20 protein-coding genes are annotated in these 20742 nt (G+C 62.6%); 10 read left to right on the top strand and 10 right to left on the bottom strand.

What is annotated here, in order from left to right; all coding sequences use genetic code 11:
• Positions 1-31: 31 nt before the first annotated feature.
• Complete coding sequence (locus N5D61_RS21155) at positions 32-889, bottom strand: SDR family oxidoreductase (protein WP_279894114.1); 858 nt, start codon at positions 887-889, stop codon at positions 32-34.
• Positions 890-1251: 362 nt separating this feature from the next.
• Here N5D61_RS21155 and N5D61_RS21150 point away from each other — a divergent pair, with 362 nt between their 5' ends.
• From N5D61_RS21150 to N5D61_RS21135, 4 genes are read left to right on the top strand one after another with little or no spacing between them, the layout of a single operon-like run.
• Entirely contained in the window at positions 1252-1923 is a 672-nt protein-coding gene (locus tag N5D61_RS21150) for a glycosyltransferase (protein WP_279894113.1), read from the top strand.
• Positions 1920-2954: an acyl-CoA/acyl-ACP dehydrogenase gene (locus N5D61_RS21145; protein ID WP_279894112.1), complete on the top strand. Its 1035-nt coding sequence runs from the start codon at positions 1920-1922 to the stop codon at positions 2952-2954. The genes N5D61_RS21150 and N5D61_RS21145 overlap by 4 nt, the downstream gene beginning before the upstream one ends.
• Positions 2942-3733, top strand: coding sequence for a PIG-L family deacetylase (locus N5D61_RS21140; RefSeq protein WP_279894111.1), 792 nt, complete (start codon positions 2942-2944; stop codon positions 3731-3733). Before N5D61_RS21145 ends, N5D61_RS21140 begins: the two co-directional genes overlap by 13 nt.
• A complete protein-coding gene (locus N5D61_RS21135) occupies positions 3720-4337 on the top strand; it encodes an SAM-dependent methyltransferase (protein WP_279894110.1) in 618 nt (205 codons plus the stop codon). Before N5D61_RS21140 ends, N5D61_RS21135 begins: the two co-directional genes overlap by 14 nt.
• A 32-nt stretch (positions 4338-4369) precedes the next feature.
• On the opposite strand, the gene N5D61_RS21130 is transcribed toward N5D61_RS21135, so the two are convergent.
• On the bottom strand, positions 4370-4777 hold the full coding sequence (locus N5D61_RS21130; RefSeq protein WP_108238843.1) for a helix-turn-helix domain-containing protein: 408 nt from the start codon (positions 4775-4777) through the stop codon (positions 4370-4372).
• 87 nt (positions 4778-4864) lie between these two features.
• Between N5D61_RS21130 and N5D61_RS21125 the strand changes: the two genes are divergently transcribed.
• Positions 4865-5596: an SDR family oxidoreductase gene (locus tag N5D61_RS21125; protein ID WP_279894109.1), complete on the top strand. Its 732-nt coding sequence runs from the start codon at positions 4865-4867 to the stop codon at positions 5594-5596.
• 184 nt (positions 5597-5780) lie between these two features.
• On the opposite strand, the gene N5D61_RS21120 is transcribed toward N5D61_RS21125, so the two are convergent.
• Complete coding sequence (locus tag N5D61_RS21120; protein ID WP_108238845.1) at positions 5781-6464, bottom strand: lipopolysaccharide kinase InaA family protein; 684 nt, start codon at positions 6462-6464, stop codon at positions 5781-5783.
• Between the two features lie 150 nt (positions 6465-6614).
• Here N5D61_RS21120 and N5D61_RS21115 point away from each other — a divergent pair, with 150 nt between their 5' ends.
• A complete protein-coding gene (locus N5D61_RS21115; protein WP_279894107.1) occupies positions 6615-7607 on the top strand; it encodes an alpha/beta hydrolase in 993 nt (330 codons plus the stop codon).
• 153 nt (positions 7608-7760) lie between these two features.
• Positions 7761-8423, top strand: coding sequence for a hypothetical protein (locus N5D61_RS21110; RefSeq protein WP_279894105.1), 663 nt, complete (start codon positions 7761-7763; stop codon positions 8421-8423).
• Between the two features lie 22 nt (positions 8424-8445).
• Here the strand turns inward: N5D61_RS21110 and N5D61_RS21105 are convergent, their stop codons facing one another.
• Complete coding sequence (locus N5D61_RS21105; RefSeq protein WP_279894104.1) at positions 8446-9747, bottom strand: aspartate aminotransferase family protein; 1302 nt, start codon at positions 9745-9747, stop codon at positions 8446-8448.
• A 101-nt stretch (positions 9748-9848) separates the two neighbouring features.
• Between N5D61_RS21105 and N5D61_RS21100 the strand changes: the two genes are divergently transcribed.
• Positions 9849-10748 carry a LysR substrate-binding domain-containing protein gene (locus N5D61_RS21100; RefSeq protein WP_279894103.1) on the top strand — a complete coding sequence of 300 codons (900 nt, stop codon included), beginning with the start codon at positions 9849-9851 and terminating at the stop codon, positions 10746-10748.
• A gap of 54 nt (positions 10749-10802) precedes the next feature.
• Here N5D61_RS21100 and N5D61_RS21095 read toward each other — a convergent pair whose 3' ends face one another.
• Complete coding sequence (locus N5D61_RS21095; protein WP_279894102.1) at positions 10803-11969, bottom strand: MFS transporter; 1167 nt, start codon at positions 11967-11969, stop codon at positions 10803-10805.
• Between the two features lie 94 nt (positions 11970-12063).
• On the opposite strand from N5D61_RS21095, the gene N5D61_RS21090 reads away from it, so the two are divergent.
• The gene (locus N5D61_RS21090; protein WP_279894101.1) at positions 12064-12957 is read left to right on the top strand and encodes a LysR family transcriptional regulator; all 894 of its coding nucleotides are present in this window, start codon (positions 12064-12066) and stop codon (positions 12955-12957) included.
• A gap of 127 nt (positions 12958-13084) precedes the next feature.
• Here the strand turns inward: N5D61_RS21090 and N5D61_RS21085 are convergent, their stop codons facing one another.
• Positions 13085-14659, bottom strand: a complete 1575-nt coding sequence (locus N5D61_RS21085) for a hypothetical protein (protein ID WP_279894100.1) — start codon at positions 14657-14659, stop codon at positions 13085-13087.
• A gap of 365 nt (positions 14660-15024) precedes the next feature.
• Positions 15025-15888, bottom strand: coding sequence for a LysR substrate-binding domain-containing protein (locus tag N5D61_RS21080; RefSeq protein ID WP_108238852.1), 864 nt, complete (start codon positions 15886-15888; stop codon positions 15025-15027).
• 99 nt (positions 15889-15987) lie between these two features.
• On the opposite strand from N5D61_RS21080, the gene N5D61_RS21075 reads away from it, so the two are divergent.
• Positions 15988-16947: a DMT family transporter gene (locus N5D61_RS21075; RefSeq protein ID WP_279894099.1), complete on the top strand. Its 960-nt coding sequence runs from the start codon at positions 15988-15990 to the stop codon at positions 16945-16947.
• 169 nt (positions 16948-17116) lie between these two features.
• Here the strand turns inward: N5D61_RS21075 and N5D61_RS21070 are convergent, their stop codons facing one another.
• From N5D61_RS21070 to N5D61_RS21060, 3 genes are all read right to left on the bottom strand, one after another.
• Positions 17117-18571, bottom strand: coding sequence for an MBL fold metallo-hydrolase (locus tag N5D61_RS21070; protein ID WP_279894097.1), 1455 nt, complete (start codon positions 18569-18571; stop codon positions 17117-17119).
• Positions 18572-18661: 90 nt separating this feature from the next.
• Complete coding sequence (locus N5D61_RS21065) at positions 18662-19336, bottom strand: HAD family hydrolase (RefSeq protein WP_108238854.1); 675 nt, start codon at positions 19334-19336, stop codon at positions 18662-18664.
• 148 nt (positions 19337-19484) lie between these two features.
• On the bottom strand, positions 19485-20732 hold the full coding sequence (locus N5D61_RS21060; protein ID WP_279894096.1) for a D-amino acid dehydrogenase: 1248 nt from the start codon (positions 20730-20732) through the stop codon (positions 19485-19487).
• Between the last annotated feature and the right edge of the window lie 10 nt (positions 20733-20742).

Genomic DNA, 20742 nt, shown 5'->3' with positions numbered 1-20742 from the left:
TGCAGCCGCGCGCAGGGCCCGAATCCCTCGATTAGAGAATCGGCTTGCCGCCCGTCACCGCGTACCGCGAACCGGAGATGTAGCTGCCCTCATCCGAGGCCAGCAGGACGTAAATCGGCGCCACTTCCACGGGCTGGCCCGGACGCCCCAGCGGGGTGGTCTCGCCGAAATGCTCCACTTCCTCGGTGGGCATGGTCGATACGATCAATGGCGTCCAGATCGGCCCAGGCGCGACGCTGTTGACCCGAATGCCCCGCGGCCCGAGCATCTGCGCCAGGCCGGCAGTGAAGTTGGCGATAGCGCCCTTGGTGGTGGCATACGGCAAAAGCGTGGGTTTGGGCGTGTCGGAATTGACCGAACTGGTGTTGATGATCGAACTGCCCGCTGCCATGTGCGGCAACGCGGCCTTGCACAGGCGAAACATTGCCGTGATGTTGATATCGAAGGTCTTGACCCATTCTTCATCGGTGATTTCTTCGATGGTTTCGTGGCTCATCTGGAACGCGGCGTTGTTCACCAGCACATCGATGCGCCCAAATGCATCGACGGTTTTCTGGACCACATCGGAGCAATGGGCCTTGTCCGCGAGGTCGCCCGGAATCAGAACACATTGCCGCCCCGCCTCTTCGACCCAGCGTGCGGTTTCCTTGGCGTCCTCGTGCTCGTCCAGGTACGAGATCGCGACGTCCGCGCCTTCGCGGGCAAATGCAATGGCCACGGCGCGGCCAATCCCGCTGTCAGCCCCGGTGATCAGCGCAATCTTGTTCGCCAGCCGACCGGACCCCTTGTAACGGTTCTCGCCACAATCCGGATAGGGCTCCATTCTGCCCTGGTCGCCTGGTACCGGCTGCTGTTGAGCCTTGAAAGGCGGTTTGGGGTAATCGGTCATGTCGTTCTCCTTGTGTAAGGTCACACGCAACGTGCATGCGTTATGGGTGGACTTGGCGAGCCGGCCAGGAGTTCGCACTCATTCATCCACTGCTCGATGAAACGTTCGCAGCGCGCCGATCATGCAAAAAGGCGGAACGATTCAAATGCAGATGCACTCCCACGCTGTGCCCTACCCCTTGAACCAAACCCATGTACCGAACCCATGAACCGCGCTTTTCGCAACCTGACAAACGCATGCCCGGCACTGCCGCTTGGACAGCCAAGCGGCATCTCGAAGTTGCCTGCGCGGGTGCACGAAAGCGATCAAACACCGGGTAACCGGTGTGTTCTTGACCCCACATTCCGCCACGAGGCTCAGCCATGATTGGTGTTGTCATCCCGGCTCACAACGAAGAACGCTACCTGGAGGCGTGCTTGCTCAGTGTCCTGACGGCCGCCGCGCATCCCACCCTGGCTGGGGAGCCTGTGAAAATTGTCGTGGTGCTGGACAGTTGCTCCGACGACTCTCTGGCCATCGCTCGGCGCTACCCGGTCGAAGTCGTCGAAGTGAGTGCGGGCAACGTGGGCGCCGCACGGGCCGCAGGGGCCCAGATCCTGATCGACGCCGACGCGCGGTGGCTGGCGTGCACCGACGCCGACAGCACCGTGCCGTTCGACTGGCTGGCTGCCCAACTGGCCCATCAGGCGGACGCGGTCTGTGGTGTCGTCGACGTAGACGATTGGAGCGAATACAGCACGGACGTGCGCCAGCGCTACGAAGCGGCCTATTCGGACCGCGACGATCATCGGCACATCCATGGCGCGAATCTGGGCGTGACGCGCGCAGCCTATGTGCTGGCGGGCGGTTTTCCGGCCATGCCCTGTCACGAAGACGTTCATCTGGTCCAGGCGCTTCAAGCGCTCGGCGCCAACATCGCCTGGAGCCGGTCGGTTCGCGTGCGCACCAGCGCGCGCATGGACTTCAAAGCACACGGAGGATTCGGAAGCTATCTGCAGACGCTCGCTGGCGGCCTGGAGGGAGGTGCGGCATGACCTCCCTCGACCCGTCGGCGCTCGAAACGCTGCTTCGGCCTGTGGCTGAGGCTGACACCCGCGATCACTCTGCCATGCAAATTGCCGAGGTGTTGCGCGCGCTGCATTCGGCTTCACTCGACCGGTTGCCCTTCCCCGGCGCCGGCGCCACGCTGGAGCGTTGGCAGCGACTGGCTCAGGTGGCAGCCGCCGACCTGTGCCTGGCCAAGCTCTACGAATCGCACACCGACGCGCTGGCCATTCTCCATGAATGCCAGGCGGACGTACCCCAAACGAAGGGGCTTTGGGCGGTCTGGGCGGCAGAACCGCCTGACGCCCGGGTGCGGATTACCGCCCAACACGGCCACGTGCTGCGCCTGAGCGGACGTAAGGCCTGGTGCTCCGGCGCGCGGCAGGTGGACCATGCGCTACTCACCGTATGGGACGACGCTCAACAGCCCCGTCTGGCGGCGATTGACCTTGACCGTCACGAAGGAAAAGCCATCGTCGACCAATGGCAGGCCGTCGGCATGGCCGCTACGCAAACCGTCGACCTCGAACTGACCGATTACCCTGCCGTGCTCGTGGGCGAACCGAGACAATACGTCAATCGCCCCGGCTTCTGGCACGGCGGCATCGGCATCGCGGCCTGCTGGTACGGAGCGGCGTTGGGCCTGGCGGGTCACCTGCATCGGCGCTGCCAGTCATCCCACGTTGACCCTCACGCCCTGGCGCACCTGGGCGCAGTGGACGCTGCACTGGCCGGCGCTCGCGAGCTGCTACGCGCCAGCGCTGCATGGATCGATGCCAATCCACATGCCGACGCATCACGTCAGGCGTTCCAGGCACGGGCCCAGGTCGAGTACGCCGTTCACCAAGTGACGGACCATGTGGGCCGAGCGCTGGGCGCCGCGCCGTTCTGCCGCAACGGCCATTTCGCTCGGCTGGCAGCGGACCTGCCGGTCTTCATGCGGCAGAGCCATGCGGAGCGCGATCTTGCACAACTGGGGCAATGGGCCGCGGCGGGGAGTGACGCCTCATGGATGCTGTGACCTTTGAAGAGAACCCGATCCAAGGGCCAGGCACGCCCCTCGCCGCATGGCGGCACTCCGGCGCTGTGGCCCGTACGCCCTGGATCGAGGCGCTCACGCTGCGCAACAACTTCGAACGCCTGGTGGTGGTAGCGCCGCACCCAGACGATGAAATTCTCGGTTGCAGCGCCCTGCTTCGGGCGATGGCGGGTGACGAGGCGCGCCTGGTGATGATCGCGGTCACCGATGGCGAAGCCAGTCACCCCGAATCGCTGGAGTGGACGCCGGAAGCCCTGCGGCGGCAACGTCCCGAGGAGAGCCGCCTCGCGTTGGATCGTCTGGGGTTGGACAGCGAGCGAGTCGTGTGGCATCGGCTGGGCCTTCCGGACAGCGCGGCCGCTTCCCGAATCGATCGGCTGGAGCAGCACCTGCGCGCCGTGTTGCAGCCTGGGGATGCCGTGCTCACGACGTGGCGTCATGATGGGCATTGCGACCACGACGCCACAGGCCAGGCATGCGCGCGGGTAGCGTCAGAACGAGGTCTGCCGTTGATCGAGGTGCCGGTCTGGGCCTGGCACTGGGCTGATCCGGAAGATGAACGGCTCCCCTGGGCGCACGCGCGCAAGATTGCGCTGGACCCGCCCACCCTGCAGAGCAAGCACGCCGCCATCGCCGCCCACGTCACCCAGTTGACTCCGCAGGGCACACAACCGGCTGTCTTGACCGAAGCCACCTTGCAACGGCTGCTACAGCCCTTCGAACTGGTGTTTTTGAGCAGGTGCTCCCATGACGGTGAATGAAGCCTATTTCGACCAACTCTTCACGGATAGCGATGACCCTTGGTCCTTTCGCACACGCTGGTACGAGCACCGCAAGCGCGCCTTGATCATGGCCACGCTGCCCCGCCAGCGCTACGACCGAATCTTCGAGCCCGCCTGCGCCAATGGCGAGCTGAGCGGGCTCCTTGCGCAACGGGCAAGGCACTTGCTCTGCCAGGACGTCAATGCGAAAGCCGTGAGCCTGGCCAGGGAGCGATTGAACGAATTTCCCCATGCCCGTGTCGAGCAGGCCACGCTACCGCGGGATTGGCCGCCAGGCGCCTTCGACCTGATCGTGCTCGGTGAGATTGGCTATTACCTGTCCACCGATCAATGGGACGCCGTCATTGACCAGACCCGCGCCAGCCTGACACCAGAAGGTGGCGTGCTGGCGTGCCACTGGCTACACCCCATCGACGGGTGCCCGCAGACAGGAGGGGCAGTTCATCGACGATTGCACCAACGGTTGGGCATGACGCGTCTGGTCGTTCACCAGGAGCAGGACTTCCTTCTCGAATACTGGACGGCGGCACCTTTCCATTTCGACCTCACGGAAACTTACCCAGCCTCCGGCCCCAGGGGTTGAGCAGCGTACCGGCGGCCAGGGAAGACGGGCGATTACGAGGTTTCGATCACCTCTTCGCGAGCGGCTTTCAGCGTGTCGAATGCGCGCTGCGCCTGCTCGACGGCCGACTGATACTCCACTGCCCATTCGAACAGCGCTGAAAACGGCTTCTGGAGTGAACAGCCCAGCGGCGTAATCGCATACTCCACCGCGATCGGCGATGACGTGATCACTGTTCTCGTCACCAGCCCGTTTCGTTCCAGCCGTCGCAGCGCTTCGGTCAACGCCTTGTGGGTGATGCCGCCCAGCCGTCGCTTGATGGCATTGAAACGCGACGGGCGGGTGCAAATCACCGTCAGGATCAGCACCGACCACTTGTTCGCGATCTGATCAAGAACCGGACGCGTCGCCAATACGTCGGCGAACACCTGTTCAGGGGGTGGGGTGAGTGTGGTTTCCATGGGTATACCTAGGCTCCTGAAAGTGCGTAATTGACACCAAGTATACGAAATATATCGTAATCCTCAGCCCACACTGGAGGATTACCCATGACAAAACTAGAGGGAAAAGTGGCCTTGGTCACTGGCGGCAACAGCGGTATCGGACTGGCAACTGCCAAGCGCTTCGTCGAGGAAGGTGCCACCGTTTTCATCACCGGCCGCAATCCGGACTCACTGAACAACGCGCTGGCCGAACTCGGTGAACGCGCCCAAGGCATCCACGCCGATGTCACCCACGAACAGGACTTGGCGTTGATCCTTCAGGCCATCGAACAGCACGCGGGGCGGTTGGACATTCTTGTGCTGAGCGCCGGAATTTCCGAGCACTCCCTGCTTTCGGAAACGTCCGCGGCGCATTTCGACAAGACGTTCGATACCAACGTGCGAGCGCCACTGTTCATTCTGAAAAGCCTGCTACCGCTGATGCCGCAAGGCGCCAGCGTAGTATTGATCGGGTCGATTGCCGGTTTCATCGGCACGGCAGGCTATGGCGTCTATGGCGCCAGTAAGGCTGCATTGCGGGCATACGCTCGAACCTGGACACGCGAGCTGGCCGAACGGGGCATCAGGGTCAACGTGGTCAGCCCGGGGCCGATCGACACGCCCATGTTCGCCGGCGCGTCCGAGGACGTCAGAAGGTCGCTGACCGACCTCATCCCGCTCCGGCGCCTCGGCAGGCCGGAAGAAGTCGCTGCGGCGACACTCTTCCTGGCCAGCGACGAGAGCAGCTACATCGCAGGTTCGGAACTGTGCATCGACGGCGGTATGGGTCAGGTGTGAAGTCAGAGCCTTGTTTCCGGCCCGCATTGAGGCCGGAGACAAAGCGTCGAGAGCCCTGACATGGGCGGATGGGGAACGTAACGGTATCGCCATCTAGAACCACGGGAGGTGAACGACGACGCAGGGGGGCGATGCGACTCAGGTGTCTTCTATCTCTGAGTCCGCGCTTCCCTGACCTTGCTCGCTAGGCGAAAGCGACCCCGCGGCCTAACGCCTTCTGATACTGCTCCAGAAAGAAACTCCATTGTGCGTCGCTCCAATAGGAGTGCCGGCGCAGTTGCGTCACGTCATGCCGCGCCGCCCGCATCACTGAATTTCTAGGGCGGGACTTTTCGAGATCCAACAACGCCAGGTCGAAGCGAACGTCTTGCTTGGCTGCATCGGCGTTGATGAAAATGTGCTTGGACCGCATGCACCCGTGCTGCTGACGTCCGCGGTGAAGCCTGGCGAGCAGTACGGCAAGGTTGTTCAGCAGCGTCAGGTGATCTTCCGGCGACAAATCCGCCTGGGCGTCATCGGCAAACCATGAATCGAGGTCCGTGAAGCCTTCGAGATTGCGCGTCACCAGAAGCCCTTGCCAAGTCCCGGACACTTTGCGAGCGCCATAGAAAATTGGCTGTGGGGCCTTGACGCCCAACGCCTGCAGCCTGTCCAGCGCGGCGCCTTCGCGCATCACGGTGGGGCGCCCGAACGGATAACGCAGGCTTCGGAACGTATGTCCCGTCTGCCGTTTTACATAAACGATCGATCCATCATGGACCACCCGCTGAACCCCGCTCGTCCCGCTACGGCGCACATTGGGCTCTTCTACCCACGGTCCGCTCGTGTTCCACCAACGATCAAAGTCTTGAGCGACAAGGCTACTCATTGTTTTAAATTCCTTTCGATGCCTGCTCGAGGGACCGGAATGCGCCCTCCACTACGCCATCAGCCCAGCGTTTTAGCATTATTTCCTTCACAATGCCTGTTTTCCTTTAGCAGGCTTTCAATTCCTCCGATCCATCCTCAGGAGCAGCCGATGAACGGTTCGAAACAGCCAGAAGGATTGCAACTGCCGGCACGCCGGGTGCCCTTCCCCGCGTCGGTCAGCAACGAAGCGCGCGCAGCACTGACTCGGCTGGTGAGCCCAGAGGGCGTGCCCTATAACGCAGGGCATGTCTTGCCCGACCTGACGGACCATGATGCATGGCGGGCGCTGCAACGGGCCATCGATGCCCAATATGACGCAAGGGTCGATGCCCGTGCCACCGACCTGCACTCAACGGTCGAAACGGTGCGGATCGGGCCGGCGACGGTGCATATCGCAACGCCAGCGGCGAGTTCATCATCTCCAGCGGCTTACCTGTATCTTCATGGCGGTGCGCTGATCAGCGGCGGCGGAAAGGCATGCCGCGAGACCGGACGCATCCTCGCCGATCGCCATCAGATTCGCTGCTACGCCATCGACTACCGAATGCCGCCCGACCACCCTTACCCGGCGGCACTGGACGATTGTCTGGCGACGTATGAGTACCTTCTGCCACGTTACAGTCGAATCATCGTCGGGGGCCAATCCGCAGGAGGCAACCTCGCCGCAGCGCTGGTTGCGCGTGCCCGTGACGCGGGGCTGCGGCTGCCGGACGGTTTGGTGCTGCTATCGCCTGAGGTCGACCTGACCGAGTCAGGCGACAGCTTCGCGGTCAACCGTCTCATTGACGTGCGGCTGCCGGATTCACTGATGGCGTGTAACCTTCTCTACGCCAATGGCGCAGACCTTTCCCATCCCTATCTGTCCCCGCTTTTTGCCGACCTCCATGGCTGGCCACCGAGTTTCCTGCAAGCCGGTACGCGGGACCTGTTTCTGTCCAACACGGTCCGCATGCATCGACGGCTCCGTCAGGCGGGCGTGGCCGCCGAGTTGCACGTCTTCGAGGCCATGCCGCACGGTGGGTTCGACATGGCCCCGGAAGACGAAGAACTGAATCAGGAGGTCGATCGTTTTATCCAGGCGACAGTGGCCAACCCAATCTGAAGCGCCTGGCCGCGTCCCAGAATAAGGTTGCATCACCGCCCTACCTTCTAGTAGGTTCGCCTTATGAAGGTTGGATGCCCGGCAGGTGTTTCATCCCGCGCCAACCGTATCGCGTGCTGGAAAAGTCGAATAACCCACAGGAAACCGACGACGATGAAGTGGCCTTCCATCAACGAAATCCGCGTCTTCACCCCACTGCCCGAGGGTTATGCATGGGATCTGCTAAGCCCCGCCGAAATCGCTACCGCCATTGAGTTTTTCAACACCTGGTTGCCGTCGATCACGGTCGGGTCGGCCAAGTCATTCCTCGACCCCGGGTTTTACGTTAAGGACGTGCTGGGGAGCGACCGAAGCAATACGCCGTTCCTCGTGGTCGTTGTCCGACACGCAGGTGAGATCGTCGCCATCGCAGCGTGGGAGAAGGTGGACGGCCCCGACATCATCTTCGGTCGGCTCGGCGCCGTTTCAGCGGCCCATCGCCACTCGAATCTGGCGGTCGCCGCTCAAGAACTGGGCACCCAAATGGGCCAACAAATGGGCGCCGGGTTGATCTACGGCATAGCGACTACCCACGCGCCCTACATGCAACGAGCATTGGAACGGGCGGGCTACATCGCCTCAGGCATCCTGCCTGGCTTTGATCGCGAAGAGCTGCAGCCCAGTGTGATTCGACGTGTCTTCGAGGTGATGTACGTGAAGCGACTCGCGCCCCACGAGGACTTTTTGACGCCCTCACGGGTGAACCTGACGCCAGCGGTCGCCAGGCTCTACGACGAGATTTTCAGCCAAGACCCGAGCTTTCTGCCTCCCCCATAAGCTCGCTTCATCGAGCCCTTCATCACAGCGCTTTGGCGATCGCCTTGCCCAATAGCTCCAGGCCAAGATCGATTTCGCTGTCACTGACCGTCAATGGCGGAGCGATGCGGAAGACGCCGCCCATGCCAGGCAACTGCACGATGTTCATGCTCAGGCCCAGGTTCATGCACTCCCGAGTGATCGCAGCACCCAGTTCGGGAGCGGGCAGTTTGCTTTGGCGATCGGCGACAATTTCCATCCCCAGCAACAGACCGCGCCCCCGCACGTCGCCTATGCAGTCGAAACGCTCCTGCAGCCCACGCAGCCCTTTTTCCAGATACGCGCCTGCCGTTTTCGCCCGCGCCACGAGACCGTCTCTTTGGACGATTTCCAACACTTTGAGGCCCACAGCGGCGGGCAGAGGATCGGACACGTGGGTGGTGTAGAACAGAAAACCCCGTTCGTGACATAACGCTTCGATAGGCGTGCTGGTGATGACCGCAGACAGCGGCAGCCCGGCGCCGAGGGTCTTCGATAACGTCAGAATGTCGGGAACCACACCGTCCCGCTCGAAGGCATACATCAGGCCGGTCCGGCCTATACCGGTTTGCGCTTCGTCGAGAATCAGCAACATGCCGCGTTCTTCGCACTTGCGCTTGAGGGCCGCCAGATAACCGAGGGGCAAGTCGATCAACCCACCGGAACTGAGGATCGGCTCAGCGATGAACGCTGCGAGGCTGCCGCTGGATTGGCGGTCGATCAGGGCGAAGGCGTAGTCCAACTCGCCTTGCCAGTCCATCTCACCCTGTTTTACGAAGTGGGGGCGATAAGGGTATGGCGCAGGGATGGCGAAGGACCCTACCGCTGCCGGACCGTAGCCTTTACGGCCTGCACTGTACGTCGCCGATGCCGCACCGCCCGTCATGCCGTGCCAGGACTGGGCGAAACCGACGACCTCATATTTGCCGGTCGCGAGCTTGGCCATTTTGATCGCCGCCTCGTTCGCTTCACCGCCGGTGCTCAGGAACATGCTCTTGCAGAGTGTCTGGGGCAGTGTCTGCGCCAGGGCCTGCGCCAGGTCGACCACGGGCCGGCTCAGCATTCCGCTGAACAGGTGATCCAGGTCGCGGATATGACCTTGCACCACTTCGCAGATCTCCGGGTGACCATGGCCGAGTAACGAACTCATCTGCCCGGACGTGAAATCGAGGATCGGCCGCTGGTCGGCGTCATAGACGAAGCTGCCCTTGGCGCGTTCGATGATCCGGGACTCGAACCGGCCGCCATAGCGAATCAGATGGCTCTGGGCCTTGTGCCAGAAGTGCGGGTCCACATTATTCGACACGTGAGTCTCTCCAAGAAGGTGGCCGGAGACGGACCCCGGCGGTCAGTGCGTTGGAGAGGAGTCTAGGCGCTTGAAATACTCAACCAAAACGAATAGTTCTTATGCTTGAATTCAGCAGAACTTATACCTCAAAGGGCATCACGTTGAACGCCTACCTCGACCTGGACCTGCTCCGCACCTTCGTCATGATTGCCGAGACCGGCGCGCTCAGCCGGGCGGCAGATCGCGTGGGCAGGACCCAGGCGGCCATCAGCATGCAAGTCAAGCGGCTGGAGGAAACCGTCAATCAACCCTTGTTGCTGCGCACGGGCCGTGGCGTTCTGCTGACTGCGCACGGCGACCGACTGCTCGCCCATGCGCAGAAGATCCTGCGGGCGCACGATGAAGCCATCGCCGAGATGTCTGGCCGAGGGTTGTCCGGGCACATCCGGCTGGGATGCCCGGATGATTATGCCGCTGTCTTTCTGCCACCGCTGCTGCGTGACTTCGCCGCTCGCCATCCGCAAGTCCTGGTCGAGGTGTACTGCGCCCCTACCCCGCGATTGCTCGAACGGCTGGACGACCATCTGCTGGACATCGCGATCATCTCCCTGCCGCAAAACGCTGCGAGCGATGCTGTCATCCGCTACGAACCCCTGGTCTGGGTGGGTGCGCGAGGCAGCGATGCACCGCAGATGACGCCCTTGCAACTGGCCCTTTCCAACCCGGACACGCTGGACCATCAGGCAGCCATCACCAGCCTGGAAGGCATCGGACGCCCGTTCCGTCTGGCCTATGCCAGCCAAAGCCTAACAGGGCTGATCGCCGTGGTACGTTCCGGGCAAGCCATTGCCGTACTGACGCAGACCGCCGTGCCTGCGGATTTGCATGTCCTGCCTGCTGACAGCGGGCTGCCGGTGCTACCCAACGTCGCGATTGCGTTGAAGACTGACCAACGCCAGCCGTCGAGCCTGGTGACCGCGCTGCGGGAGCATATCCGTTCGGCGCTGCCCTATCTCTGACGCGAAGCACCCGACGGCATCAGGCGCTGGCTGCCCGTTGCCGGGGACGCCCCGTCACACCAGCGCCGCAGCCGTGGCTCTGGAGCGCCAGGCAAACGCCAGGACCATCAACAGCCCCAGCCCCGCCATGGCGGCTCCGGCCAGGGAAACCGCCGGGTAACCAAGGCCGGCGTCGATCACGACGCCACCCACGGCGGCACCGATGGCGTTGCCGAGATTGAAGGCACCGATGTTCACCGCAGAAGCCAGGTTGGGCGCATCTTTTGCCGCTTCCATGACGCGCATCTGCAGTGGGGGAACCAGGGCAAAGCTGGCGATTCCCCAGATCAGGATCGCGATCGCGGCCGGAAGTGGCCACTGCATCAACACGGTGAAGGCGAGCAAGACGACGATCAGCACGCTCAGCGAGACGATCAGGGTGCGGTCGACCGAGCGGTCTGCGGCTTTGCCACCCCACACGTTACCCAGGGTCAATCCCACGCCGAACAGCACCAGCATCGCGGTGATGAAAGCAGTGGACGCGTGGGCCTCGGCGTTGAGCATCGGCGCGATGTAGGTGAAGACGGTAAACATCGCACCGGAGCCGACCACCGTCAGCGCCAAGGCGCCCAGTACCGGACCGCGACCCAGTACGCGGATTTCGGCCAGGGCGCCGCCGCTTTGCGGCAAAGGCAAATTGGGCAGCGCCCACCACAAAGCGAGCATCGCGATAACCCCAAGCAAGGTGATGCCCCCGAATGCGGTGCGCCAGCCAAACAGTTCGGCAAACCAGGTCGCCAGTGGCACACCGCCGATGGTCGCTACGGTCAGGCCAATGAACATGGAGGCGACCGCCCCGGCTCGTTTTTCCGGGGCGACCACGCTGGCGGCGACAACGGAGCCCACACCAAAGAACGCACCATGATTCAGTGAAGTGACCACCCTGGCGATCATGAGGCTTGAGTAATCGGTCGCCAGCGCCGACATCAAATTACCCAAGGTGAAAATGGCCATGAGCCCAATCAGCAGGTAACGACGGGGCACCCGGCCTGTGGTCAGGGTCATCAGCGGCGCGCCGATCAGTACGCCTAGCGCATAGGCACTGACCAGTAAGCCTGCGGCGGGAATGGAAACGCCGAGATCGGCAGCGATGCCCGGCAACATGCCCATGGGGGCGAACTCGGTGACGCCGATACCGAAGGCGCCCACGGCGAGTGAAACGAGCGGAGGGTTGATACGCATGGAAGGCTCCTTATCTGTGCCGCCAATGCTACAATCCGGCGATTTCAGGCAGTAGCCATGATTTCTGGCAATCACCTTTGCGTAGCGAGCACAAATGGACCTTAGCGGAAGGTCGGGGGAAATGGCCGTGTTCGCTGCGGTGGCACAGGAAGGCAGCCTGTCTGCCGCCGCCCGCGCGCTTGGACTGACACCCTCAGCCGTCAGCCGGATCATCGCCCGGACCGAACAACGTCTCGGTGCTCGCCTGCTGTTGCGCACCACTCGGGCCAGCACGTTTACCGCCGAGGGCGAGGCCTTCCTGCGCGGCGCCCGACGCATCCTGGCCGACATGGCCGAGGTCGAAGCAGCCATTGCCGAGCAAGGCGTACCCCGCGGCCGATTGCGGGTCAGTGCCGCCCTCGGCCATGGCCGAATGGCGATCGTTCCTCTGGTGGCGGCCTTCAGCGCCGACTACCCGAACATCGTCGTCGACCTCACGCTCGGTGACGAAGTGGTCGACATCCTCGGGGGCCAGGCCGACGTGGCCGTGCGCTTCGGTCATCTACCCGACAGCCCGCTGACTGCGAGAAGGATCGGCGGCACCGACCAAGTCGTGGTGGCCTCGCCTGACTACCTGCGGCGCCGGGGCATTCCCCAGGCACCTGAAGACCTGCTTCAACACAATTGCCTGCGCTTCAATTTCCGGCGTGCCGAACCGAATTGGCCGTTCATCCGGGATGCAAAGGTGTTTTCACTCAAGGTCAGCGGCAACATCGAATGCAGCAGCGGTGAAGCCCTCGCGCAGCTCGCCCGGGTAGGCGCCGGCATCGCGCGCATTGGCCGGTTCACCGTCAGCGAGGACCTGCAACACGGCGACCTGGTGCCGCTTCTGGAGGCCTTCAACCCTGGGGATGAGGAGCCTATTCATGCGGTATTCGTAGGCGGCACGACGATGCCGGCACGTGTCCGGCTATTCGTCGACTACCTGGTGACCCATCACCGGATCTAGGCATTTGCTCGGCATCCGGAAGGCACCCATCTGGTGCCCAACGTGGCCGATTCAAGCCCAGGCGTTGGGGCGGCAGCGCCCTCCTCAATGACCGCGACCCGCGCGCGCCCCCGATCGTCAGGCCCGCTCAAACCGGCGTTTGTGGCGGCGTGAAGTAGGCGGACTCATCGTCACCGGAATCACTTCCCGTCGCGGTGTAGTAGCTGGATGCGCCGTCGTCCGAGGCCTCGTCAGGCTGCACCGCAGGTTGGCGCTGGATGTCGGCAGGTGCCGCTGAAGCACGCGAACCGGGCCGCACCGCCTCTTCGGAAGATCTGCTGGCGATCGTTGACTGCGCCTGCTCGCCGTCCCGGCTGGTGCGACTGTTGACGGAGGCAGCGCTGAGAGAATGACGCGGTGTGTTATCCGCGCTCATGATGCGGTTGCTGGTCAGGCTGGTGCGCGGAAGCGAACTGGCGTCGGAAGCAGCCCGCTGAGACCGCTGACTGGACGATCTGCTGCTCCGACCAGTGGCCTCTTCAGCGACCTCCTCGGGCTCTTCGGGCACCGAGCGAACGGACGCTGTCTCACTGGCCGCCGGTTCGGCGGTGGTCTTGCCTCGCGACCTCAAATCATCGACCAGTTGGTCTGCAACCGCGACGCTCGCGGCGTTGCCACCGAACACCACCGCGCCGCCGACTGTGTTGATGGCGTGTTTGGCCAACGACCCCAGGGCCGGGTGGTTACTCAATGCATTGACGGCAGCACCTTTGCTGGCCTCCAACACGGTGAAGCCACCGGTCAACGTAGAGACGTTGGCGGCGCCGGCAGGGGTGAAGGTGCCTTTGGCCGTTCTCGAGATCGCCCCCAACGGATCGTTTATCAAGGTGCGGCCTGCGTCGGCCAATCGCCCGCCTGCATTGGCAAGGGGCGTACGCGCGGTTTTTGCTTCGCGCAATGCCTGGAAGGTGTCGAACCATTCGGTTTCGTCATTGAGGTCCTGCTTGGGCTCCGCATCCCGACGCCCCAACAGGAGCGCGGGACCACTGGTGTGCTGCTCGGTACGGCGATTGTGGGCCAGGTAGCCCGAACCGGCGCCCGCGGCCAGCCCGCCTGCGATGGCAATGGCGGTATCCACAATGGGTTCGGCCGCCGGAGCGACTTTCGCGAGCACCGGAGAAAGAACAGTCCTGGCGGTATTACGAACAGTGAAGGTCTGCGCTTCTTTTGCGTTTTCGATGGCCAGGTTCGCTTTGGTGTCGATGGTCGCCAACGCGGCGTTCAACGACTCGTGAAGTTTGTCCGAGGGGGCGTGCAGGTAATAGGCATCTTCTCGAAGTTTTTTGATGGAGGCGCCACCCACCTGATCCATTGCAGATGCCGTTGCGAGCGATATCGCCCCAATAGCAGCGGCTTTGGCGACCGGGTTCGGGATTTTCGCACCGATCCCCGTAATGGCGGGAATGGCGGCTTGAAGCGTCGACGCCACTGCAAACGGCACGCCGCCCACCGTGCCCGATCCGATGGACGCGTTACGGTCCATCTTCTCGCCTTTCTCCATGACCGATCGAAGTTCCTCGAACGAAATGTTCTCCTGCATCAGCTTGTTGACGCGGCTCTCAATGATCTGAGTGATCTCGCTGCGATGCGGTGATTCCGCGTCCAGGTGCTGCAGATAGGGCGCGAACTGCGTGCGCAGGTAGTCCGTCAGCAAATGCCTCATTTCGCGGGATTCGCTCGTTGCCGCTGCAGCCACCTGCCCCGATTGGGGATGACCCTGCGCCACGGAAGCGTGATCGCTGATCGCCGGCGACCCTGATCGGTCTTGAAGCTCTATGGAGGGTGGGGCACTGGGGGGTTGCTGGCCAGACACGCGCATGAAGAAGTCCTCTTGGTTACCGGAAAGCAGTCCGTCATCGCTGCTTTGCGCGATGGTTTCAACCCGCTGTGTGGCCGACCGCGCGGTTCCGGTTCCTCTAAAACGAGCGCTATTTGACGGTTGTGTTGCAGAAAGATGACTTTTTACACACCCGGTGCAGGTACTTGTCGATCACCTGGGCGCCGCTCACAGCCATGGGAAGCCCGGCGTCATTGAAAAAACCACTCATACAGCACTTTCCCACCGACACTTAACGGCGAATCGATGGGATACACCACGTAGTACCCTTTGCCCGTGATCAAAGTGCAGTCGAATAACTGAACCAGGCGGTGGCTTTCCAAATCCTCCTCTATCAGCCAGGGACTGGTCAGCACCAAGCCCTGGCCTCGCCTCGCGGCGTCGATGGCCAACTCGGACTGGTCGAAGCGTACACCGCCTGCCTTGCCAGAGAGGGATGCCCCCGATTGCGCAAGCCAACGAGACCAGTTCGCGTGGGATGTCGTGTGAATCAGCGTCGCACGGCGCAGGTCTTCCAGCGCAAACAGCTGAAGACGCTCTCGGTAATGGGGGCTGCAATAAACCCTCACCTCATCATTCAAAAGAAGGCGGCTGTGAAGCCTGTCATCCTGGCCGTCAAAGTGGCGAACTGCGAGGTCATAGGTGCCCGCACGCAGATCGACCGCCTCGGCGTTGGCGTTCAGGTGGAGCTGTAAGTCCGGCAGGTGCTGGATCAGGTCGGGCATGCGCCGCGCAAACCAGGTGCTGGCGAATGCCGGAGGCAGGCTCAGGGAAACCTCGAATACAGACGTACCACGCAGCCGGGCATGGATGTCATCCATTTGCGCCAAGGCAGGCTGGATCTGCTGCCAGTAGCGCACTGCTTCCTCGGTCGGTTGCAACTTGCGAACGCTGCGGATGAACAACTGCGCCCCGAGCCACCCCTCCAGTTTGCGCAGCTGTTGCCCCACGGCGCCGGGGGTCACGAACATCACATCGGCGGCCGCCTTTGCACTCCCCGTGCGCATGACGGCATCAAAACAAGCGATGGCCTTGAATGGCGTATCCGGTCGCATGGCGTAGTTTTTCTCTTGTATAGAGACAGAAGGGATGATTTGTAGCGCGCGAGCGGCGCCGAGACAATGGCTGAATCACAGGCCACAGGACAATCCACCGTGTCAGCGAGAAAACCAGTAGATGCCATTGCAGCCTTGGTCATGGTGACCCTGTGCCTGACGTGGGGGGCTCAACAGGTCGCGATAAAAGCCATCGCAGGGGCGGTAGACCCCATGATGCAAGTAGCGCTTCGCTCGGCGGTCGCCGCTGCCCTCGTCTGGCTGTTCGGTCGGGTCATCGCGCGGGAAGCCTGGCTGCCCCACCTCTGGCGTCGTTCAGGATTGGTGGTCGGCCTATTGTTCGCGGCGGAGTTTCTCTGCATTGCGCAAGGCTTGCGCTGGACGACGGCGTCGCACATGGCGGTGTTTCTCTACACCGCCCCCCTGTTCGCAGCCGTCGGGCTGCATGTGCGCCTGATTGAAGAGCGACTTGGGGTGCGCCAGTGGGTAGGTGTTGGCACGGCATTCACCGGAATCGCGATCACGTTTCTGGCGGGGAGCCATGAAAGTGCCGACGAGCCGGCACTGGCTCACCGACTGCTGGGGGATACGCTGGGATTGTGCGCGGGTGCCGCTTGGGGATTCACGACCGTGGCGGTGCGTTCAAGCAAGCTGAGCGATGCACCCGCCAGCCAGACGCTCTATTACCAGCTCATGGGGGCGGCGTGGGTCCTCTTACTCTTGGCTTTGCTCGCCGGGAAAACCCGACTGCCTGCATTCGACGCCATGGTTTGGGGGAGCTTGCTCTTTCAAACCCTGGCCGTCTCGTTCGCCAGCTACCTGATCTGGTTCTGGATGCTCAAACGCTACCTGGCGGCCCGGCTGAGCACCTTGGCCTTCATGACTCCGCTCTTTGGCGTACTGCTGGGCGTCTGGCTGCTGGACGAGACCGTCTCTAAAGGCTTCATCGCTGGCGCCCTTCTGTCTCTCGCCGGCCTGTTGATGGTGAACGTCCAGCGCAGAGCCGATCGCCCGCTGCCCACCCCCCAGTTGGCTGGCTCAGCGGAGAAATCACGATGATCAACGTTACGGGGGGAGCAAACCGTCCGGGGCGCGACGTCCCCCCAGAACGGCTTACTCATTCGATGTGAACGGCCTCTTGTACATCCCGGCAGTGGGTGCGAACGCTTCACGCCGAGAGCACGCTCGCATCGCTGCGACAACCTCAGCCTCCAGCCAGATCAAACGGTCAACTGGGCAGACCTGTAATCAGCACGTTCTTATCGGCCTCTTGGTACCGCCTTTCGATTTCGTGGGCCAGGCTGGACTTGGCTTGAGCCTCGCCGTGCACCAGACGGATCTCTTTCGGCCACTCTTTCATCCGTAAGACGAAATCGAGGAGATCGGCCTGATCGGCATGGGCCGAATAGCCGCCCACGCTTTCAATCCCCGCTTTGATGTCGATGCGCTCACCGTCGAGGACCACAAACCCGCCTTCCGGCCCATGGGTCTGGATGTCCCTGCCGGGGGTGCCTTTGCCCTGATAACCGACGAACACGACGTTGTGCCGGGCATCGCCCAATAACGCCTTGAGGTAATTGACGATACGGCCCCCCGAGCACATGCCATTGCCGGCGATCACGATGGCGGGTCGTGCGGTGTCATTCAGGTGTTCGACGATCCGCATGTGTTCGTCATGGCTGTCTACCGTGATCAATTGCTTGAAGGACAGCGGTTTGCGCCCTGCTTTGAGTCGCTCCAGCGCGTCCTCGTCCCAATACCCCTGCAGTGCCTTGTAGGTGTCGGTGAAGCGGCTGGCCAGCGGAGAATCGAGAATGATCGGCAGCTGCGGCCAATCCACATCCGGCCGATCATGGGCCGTTGACGTTGGCTCCTCGCGCTCTGGCGCCACCGCCCTTTGCATCTGCTCGTGGATGATGTCTTCCAGTTCGTACAGCAACTCCTGAGTGCGACCGATGCTGAACGATGGGATAAGCACAGCCCCGCCGTCCGCTAGCGCCCGCTCGATGGCCGCGCGCAAGCGTTCCTCACGGTGCGTTCGATCCTCGTGCAATCGATCACCGTACGTGCTTTCCAGGATCAACAGGTCGGCGCGTTCCGGCGGCACCAGATCGGGCAGAATCGGCGAATGCGCCGCACCCAGATCGCCGCTGAACACGATGCGCCTGCTTTCCAGGTTCGCCTGGCCCAGCTCCAATTCGACGTAGGCCGCCCCCAGCACATGCCCTGCCGATTGCAGGCGGACCTGACAGGTTGTAGCGCCGTCGTCGTGGAGGGTGAACCAGTGGTTGTACGGCAGCGCGATAAGCCGTTGCTCGACGATGGACAGATAGCGCTCCAACTCATGTGCGTCATCGCCTATCGCAAGGTGAAACGCGTCTTCGAGCACGATGGGCAACAGCTTCGCGGAGGGTTCACTGCACAGGATCGGCCCGTCGAACCCCGCCGCCAACAGGTTCGGAATGCGCCCGACATGGTCGATGTGCACGTGGGTGACCACCAGCGCTTTGATACCGGTGATCGAGAAGTCCAGCCCCAGGCGATCACCCACCTCATCGGCTTCCTGCCCTTGAAACTGGCCGCAATCGATCAACACACTCGTCTCGTCGTCCATCCAGAATTGGTGGCATGACCCCGTTACGCCCTGGCCCGCGCCATGATGGACGATTTTTGGAGGGTTCATCGGTGCTCCTTGGCCTGGGACACAGGCGTGAGTTCAGACTGGGCAGCGAAAGCGCGCTGCAGATGGCATCGTTAACGGATTCGGGGTCGGTTACGGACGCGAGGCGATTTCATCCAGATGATCGAGCAAATCCAACGCATCTTCGTACACCCTTAGTGCCCCTGCCCGCTCCAGCTCACTGATGTCATAGCCCCCCGACAGCAGGCCGACGCCGGTGGCCTTGCAGCGACGGGCCGCGAGCATGTCCCAGATGGCGTCGCCGATGACCAGGCACTCCTCGATCGGCACCTTCAGGCGCCGAGCGGCCGCGATGAACAGATCGGGATCGGGTTTGCCGTATTTGACGTCATCACGGTTGATCAGCAAGACATCTTCCAGCTTGAGCCCCAGCGCCTTGAGGTTGATGGTCGCGGTCTCGCTTCCGCCACTGGTTGCGATGCACCACTTTGTCCCATTTCGTGTGAGCGTTTCCAGCAACTCATTGGCACCCGGCAACGGTGTGATCTGGCCCTGAAGATCGCGGTACGCCTGAGCGTGAAGATCGCTCAGTCGCTCGGCCTGTTCGGCGGGAATCTCCAGGCCCGTTTCCCGCGCCAGCGACTTGAGCATCAACCCGCCGCTCATGCCGATCTTCCGGTGTATACGCCACATGGCGAGCGGGATGCCCTCGGCGTCCAGCGCTTGTTTCCACGCTGCAACGTTCTGGTAAACACTGTCGGTCAGCGTGCCATCCAGGTCGAATATGAAAGAAGTCGTCGGGCTCATGGTCTTGCTCCAGTACAGTGGCAGGCATACGCATTCGAGAACCGAAGTGGCGAAGCGTTCCGCGTTTCGCTCGGGAACGGTAGGCCTTCTGGAGACCCTGGTGAGATCAGGGAGCAACCGGCGCGGGAAACGTCGCCGCCGCCCAGCGCTAACGAGGCTGAAAAGGCCCGTGATCGATCGGTGAGGATGCACCGGTCATCTGTGCAGCGAGCAACTTGGCGCTGCCCAGTGCCAGCGTGAAACCCAGCGCCCCCTGCCCGACGTTCAACCAAAGATTGCCCATGCCCTGCGCGCGACCAATCAGGGGTTTGCTATGCGCCGTGCTGGGCCGCAAGCCCGCCCATGCCTGGGCCCGCCCAAGGTCCAGATCAGGGAAGGTTTCAGCCACCTGCTGTTTGAGCAGGCTGATGCGTGCAGGGTCGACATCGGCTCGGCTCACCCCCATGTCGACCATCGCGGCAATCCGCAACTGCCCACCCAAGGGCGCATAGACAATCTTGCGCGCGGCGTCGGTGATGCTCAGGTGCGGCACTTGGATGGCGGCATCCAGCGGCACGCTCAGGCTGTAGCCCCTGAGGCCATAAAGCGGCAACGTGATACCCAGGGGCTTAAGCAACGGCACGCTGAACATCCCTGCCGCCACCACCACCGCGTCAGCGGGCAGATCGCCTTGATCGGTTCGCACTGCGACCACTCGCTGCCGCTCACCTACCAGTGCGCGCACTTCCCGGCCCAGTGCCAAGGTGACGTTGGGCAGTTGCGTCAGCAACCTCTTCAACGCCTGACAGAACCGATAGCAATCCCCGGTCGCCTCCCCTGGCGTGTAGATTCCGCCCGCCAGCTGCCCAGCCACGGATTGCAGCGAAGGCTCCAAGTCGACGCAGGCAGGACCATCGAGCACGCGCTGGTCGGCGCCCAGTCCCCGCTGCCAGTCAACCAAGGGAACGGCTGAGGCCAGCGCGGCGGCGTCGCGGTACACCACCAGCTTGCCCGTGCGGATCAGGTCGAAGTCCAATGGATGGGCGGCCAGTAACTCATCGAGCGCATCGCGGCTGAGGTAGGACAGGCTGAGCATTTCACCGATGGTGCGGCGGACCTGCGCGTCGTTGCAGGCGCGCAGGAAGTGCAGGCACCAGCGCCATTGCAGCGGGTCGAGGCGCGGTCTGAAGCGCAGCGGAGAATCGGCACGCAAGAGCCATTGCGGGAGCTTGGCGATCACACCCGGATCGGCAAGCGGTGCCACATAGCTGTAGCTCAACTGGCCGCCGTTGGCAAAACTGGTTTCCTGGGCGACGTCGGTGTGACGGTCGACCAGGGTGACGTTCAAGCCTTTTTGCGCCAGATACCAGGCGCTGGTCAGCCCGACCACCCCTGCTCCTATCACCACTACCTGCACAGGTCATTCC

It is taken from the genome of Pseudomonas sp. GD03842 (assembly GCF_029841165.1).
Lineage (GTDB): Bacteria > Pseudomonadota > Gammaproteobacteria > Pseudomonadales > Pseudomonadaceae > Aquipseudomonas.
The sequence above is the reverse complement of the archived record's forward strand: the minus strand, read 5'-3'. Positions and strand labels throughout refer to the sequence as shown.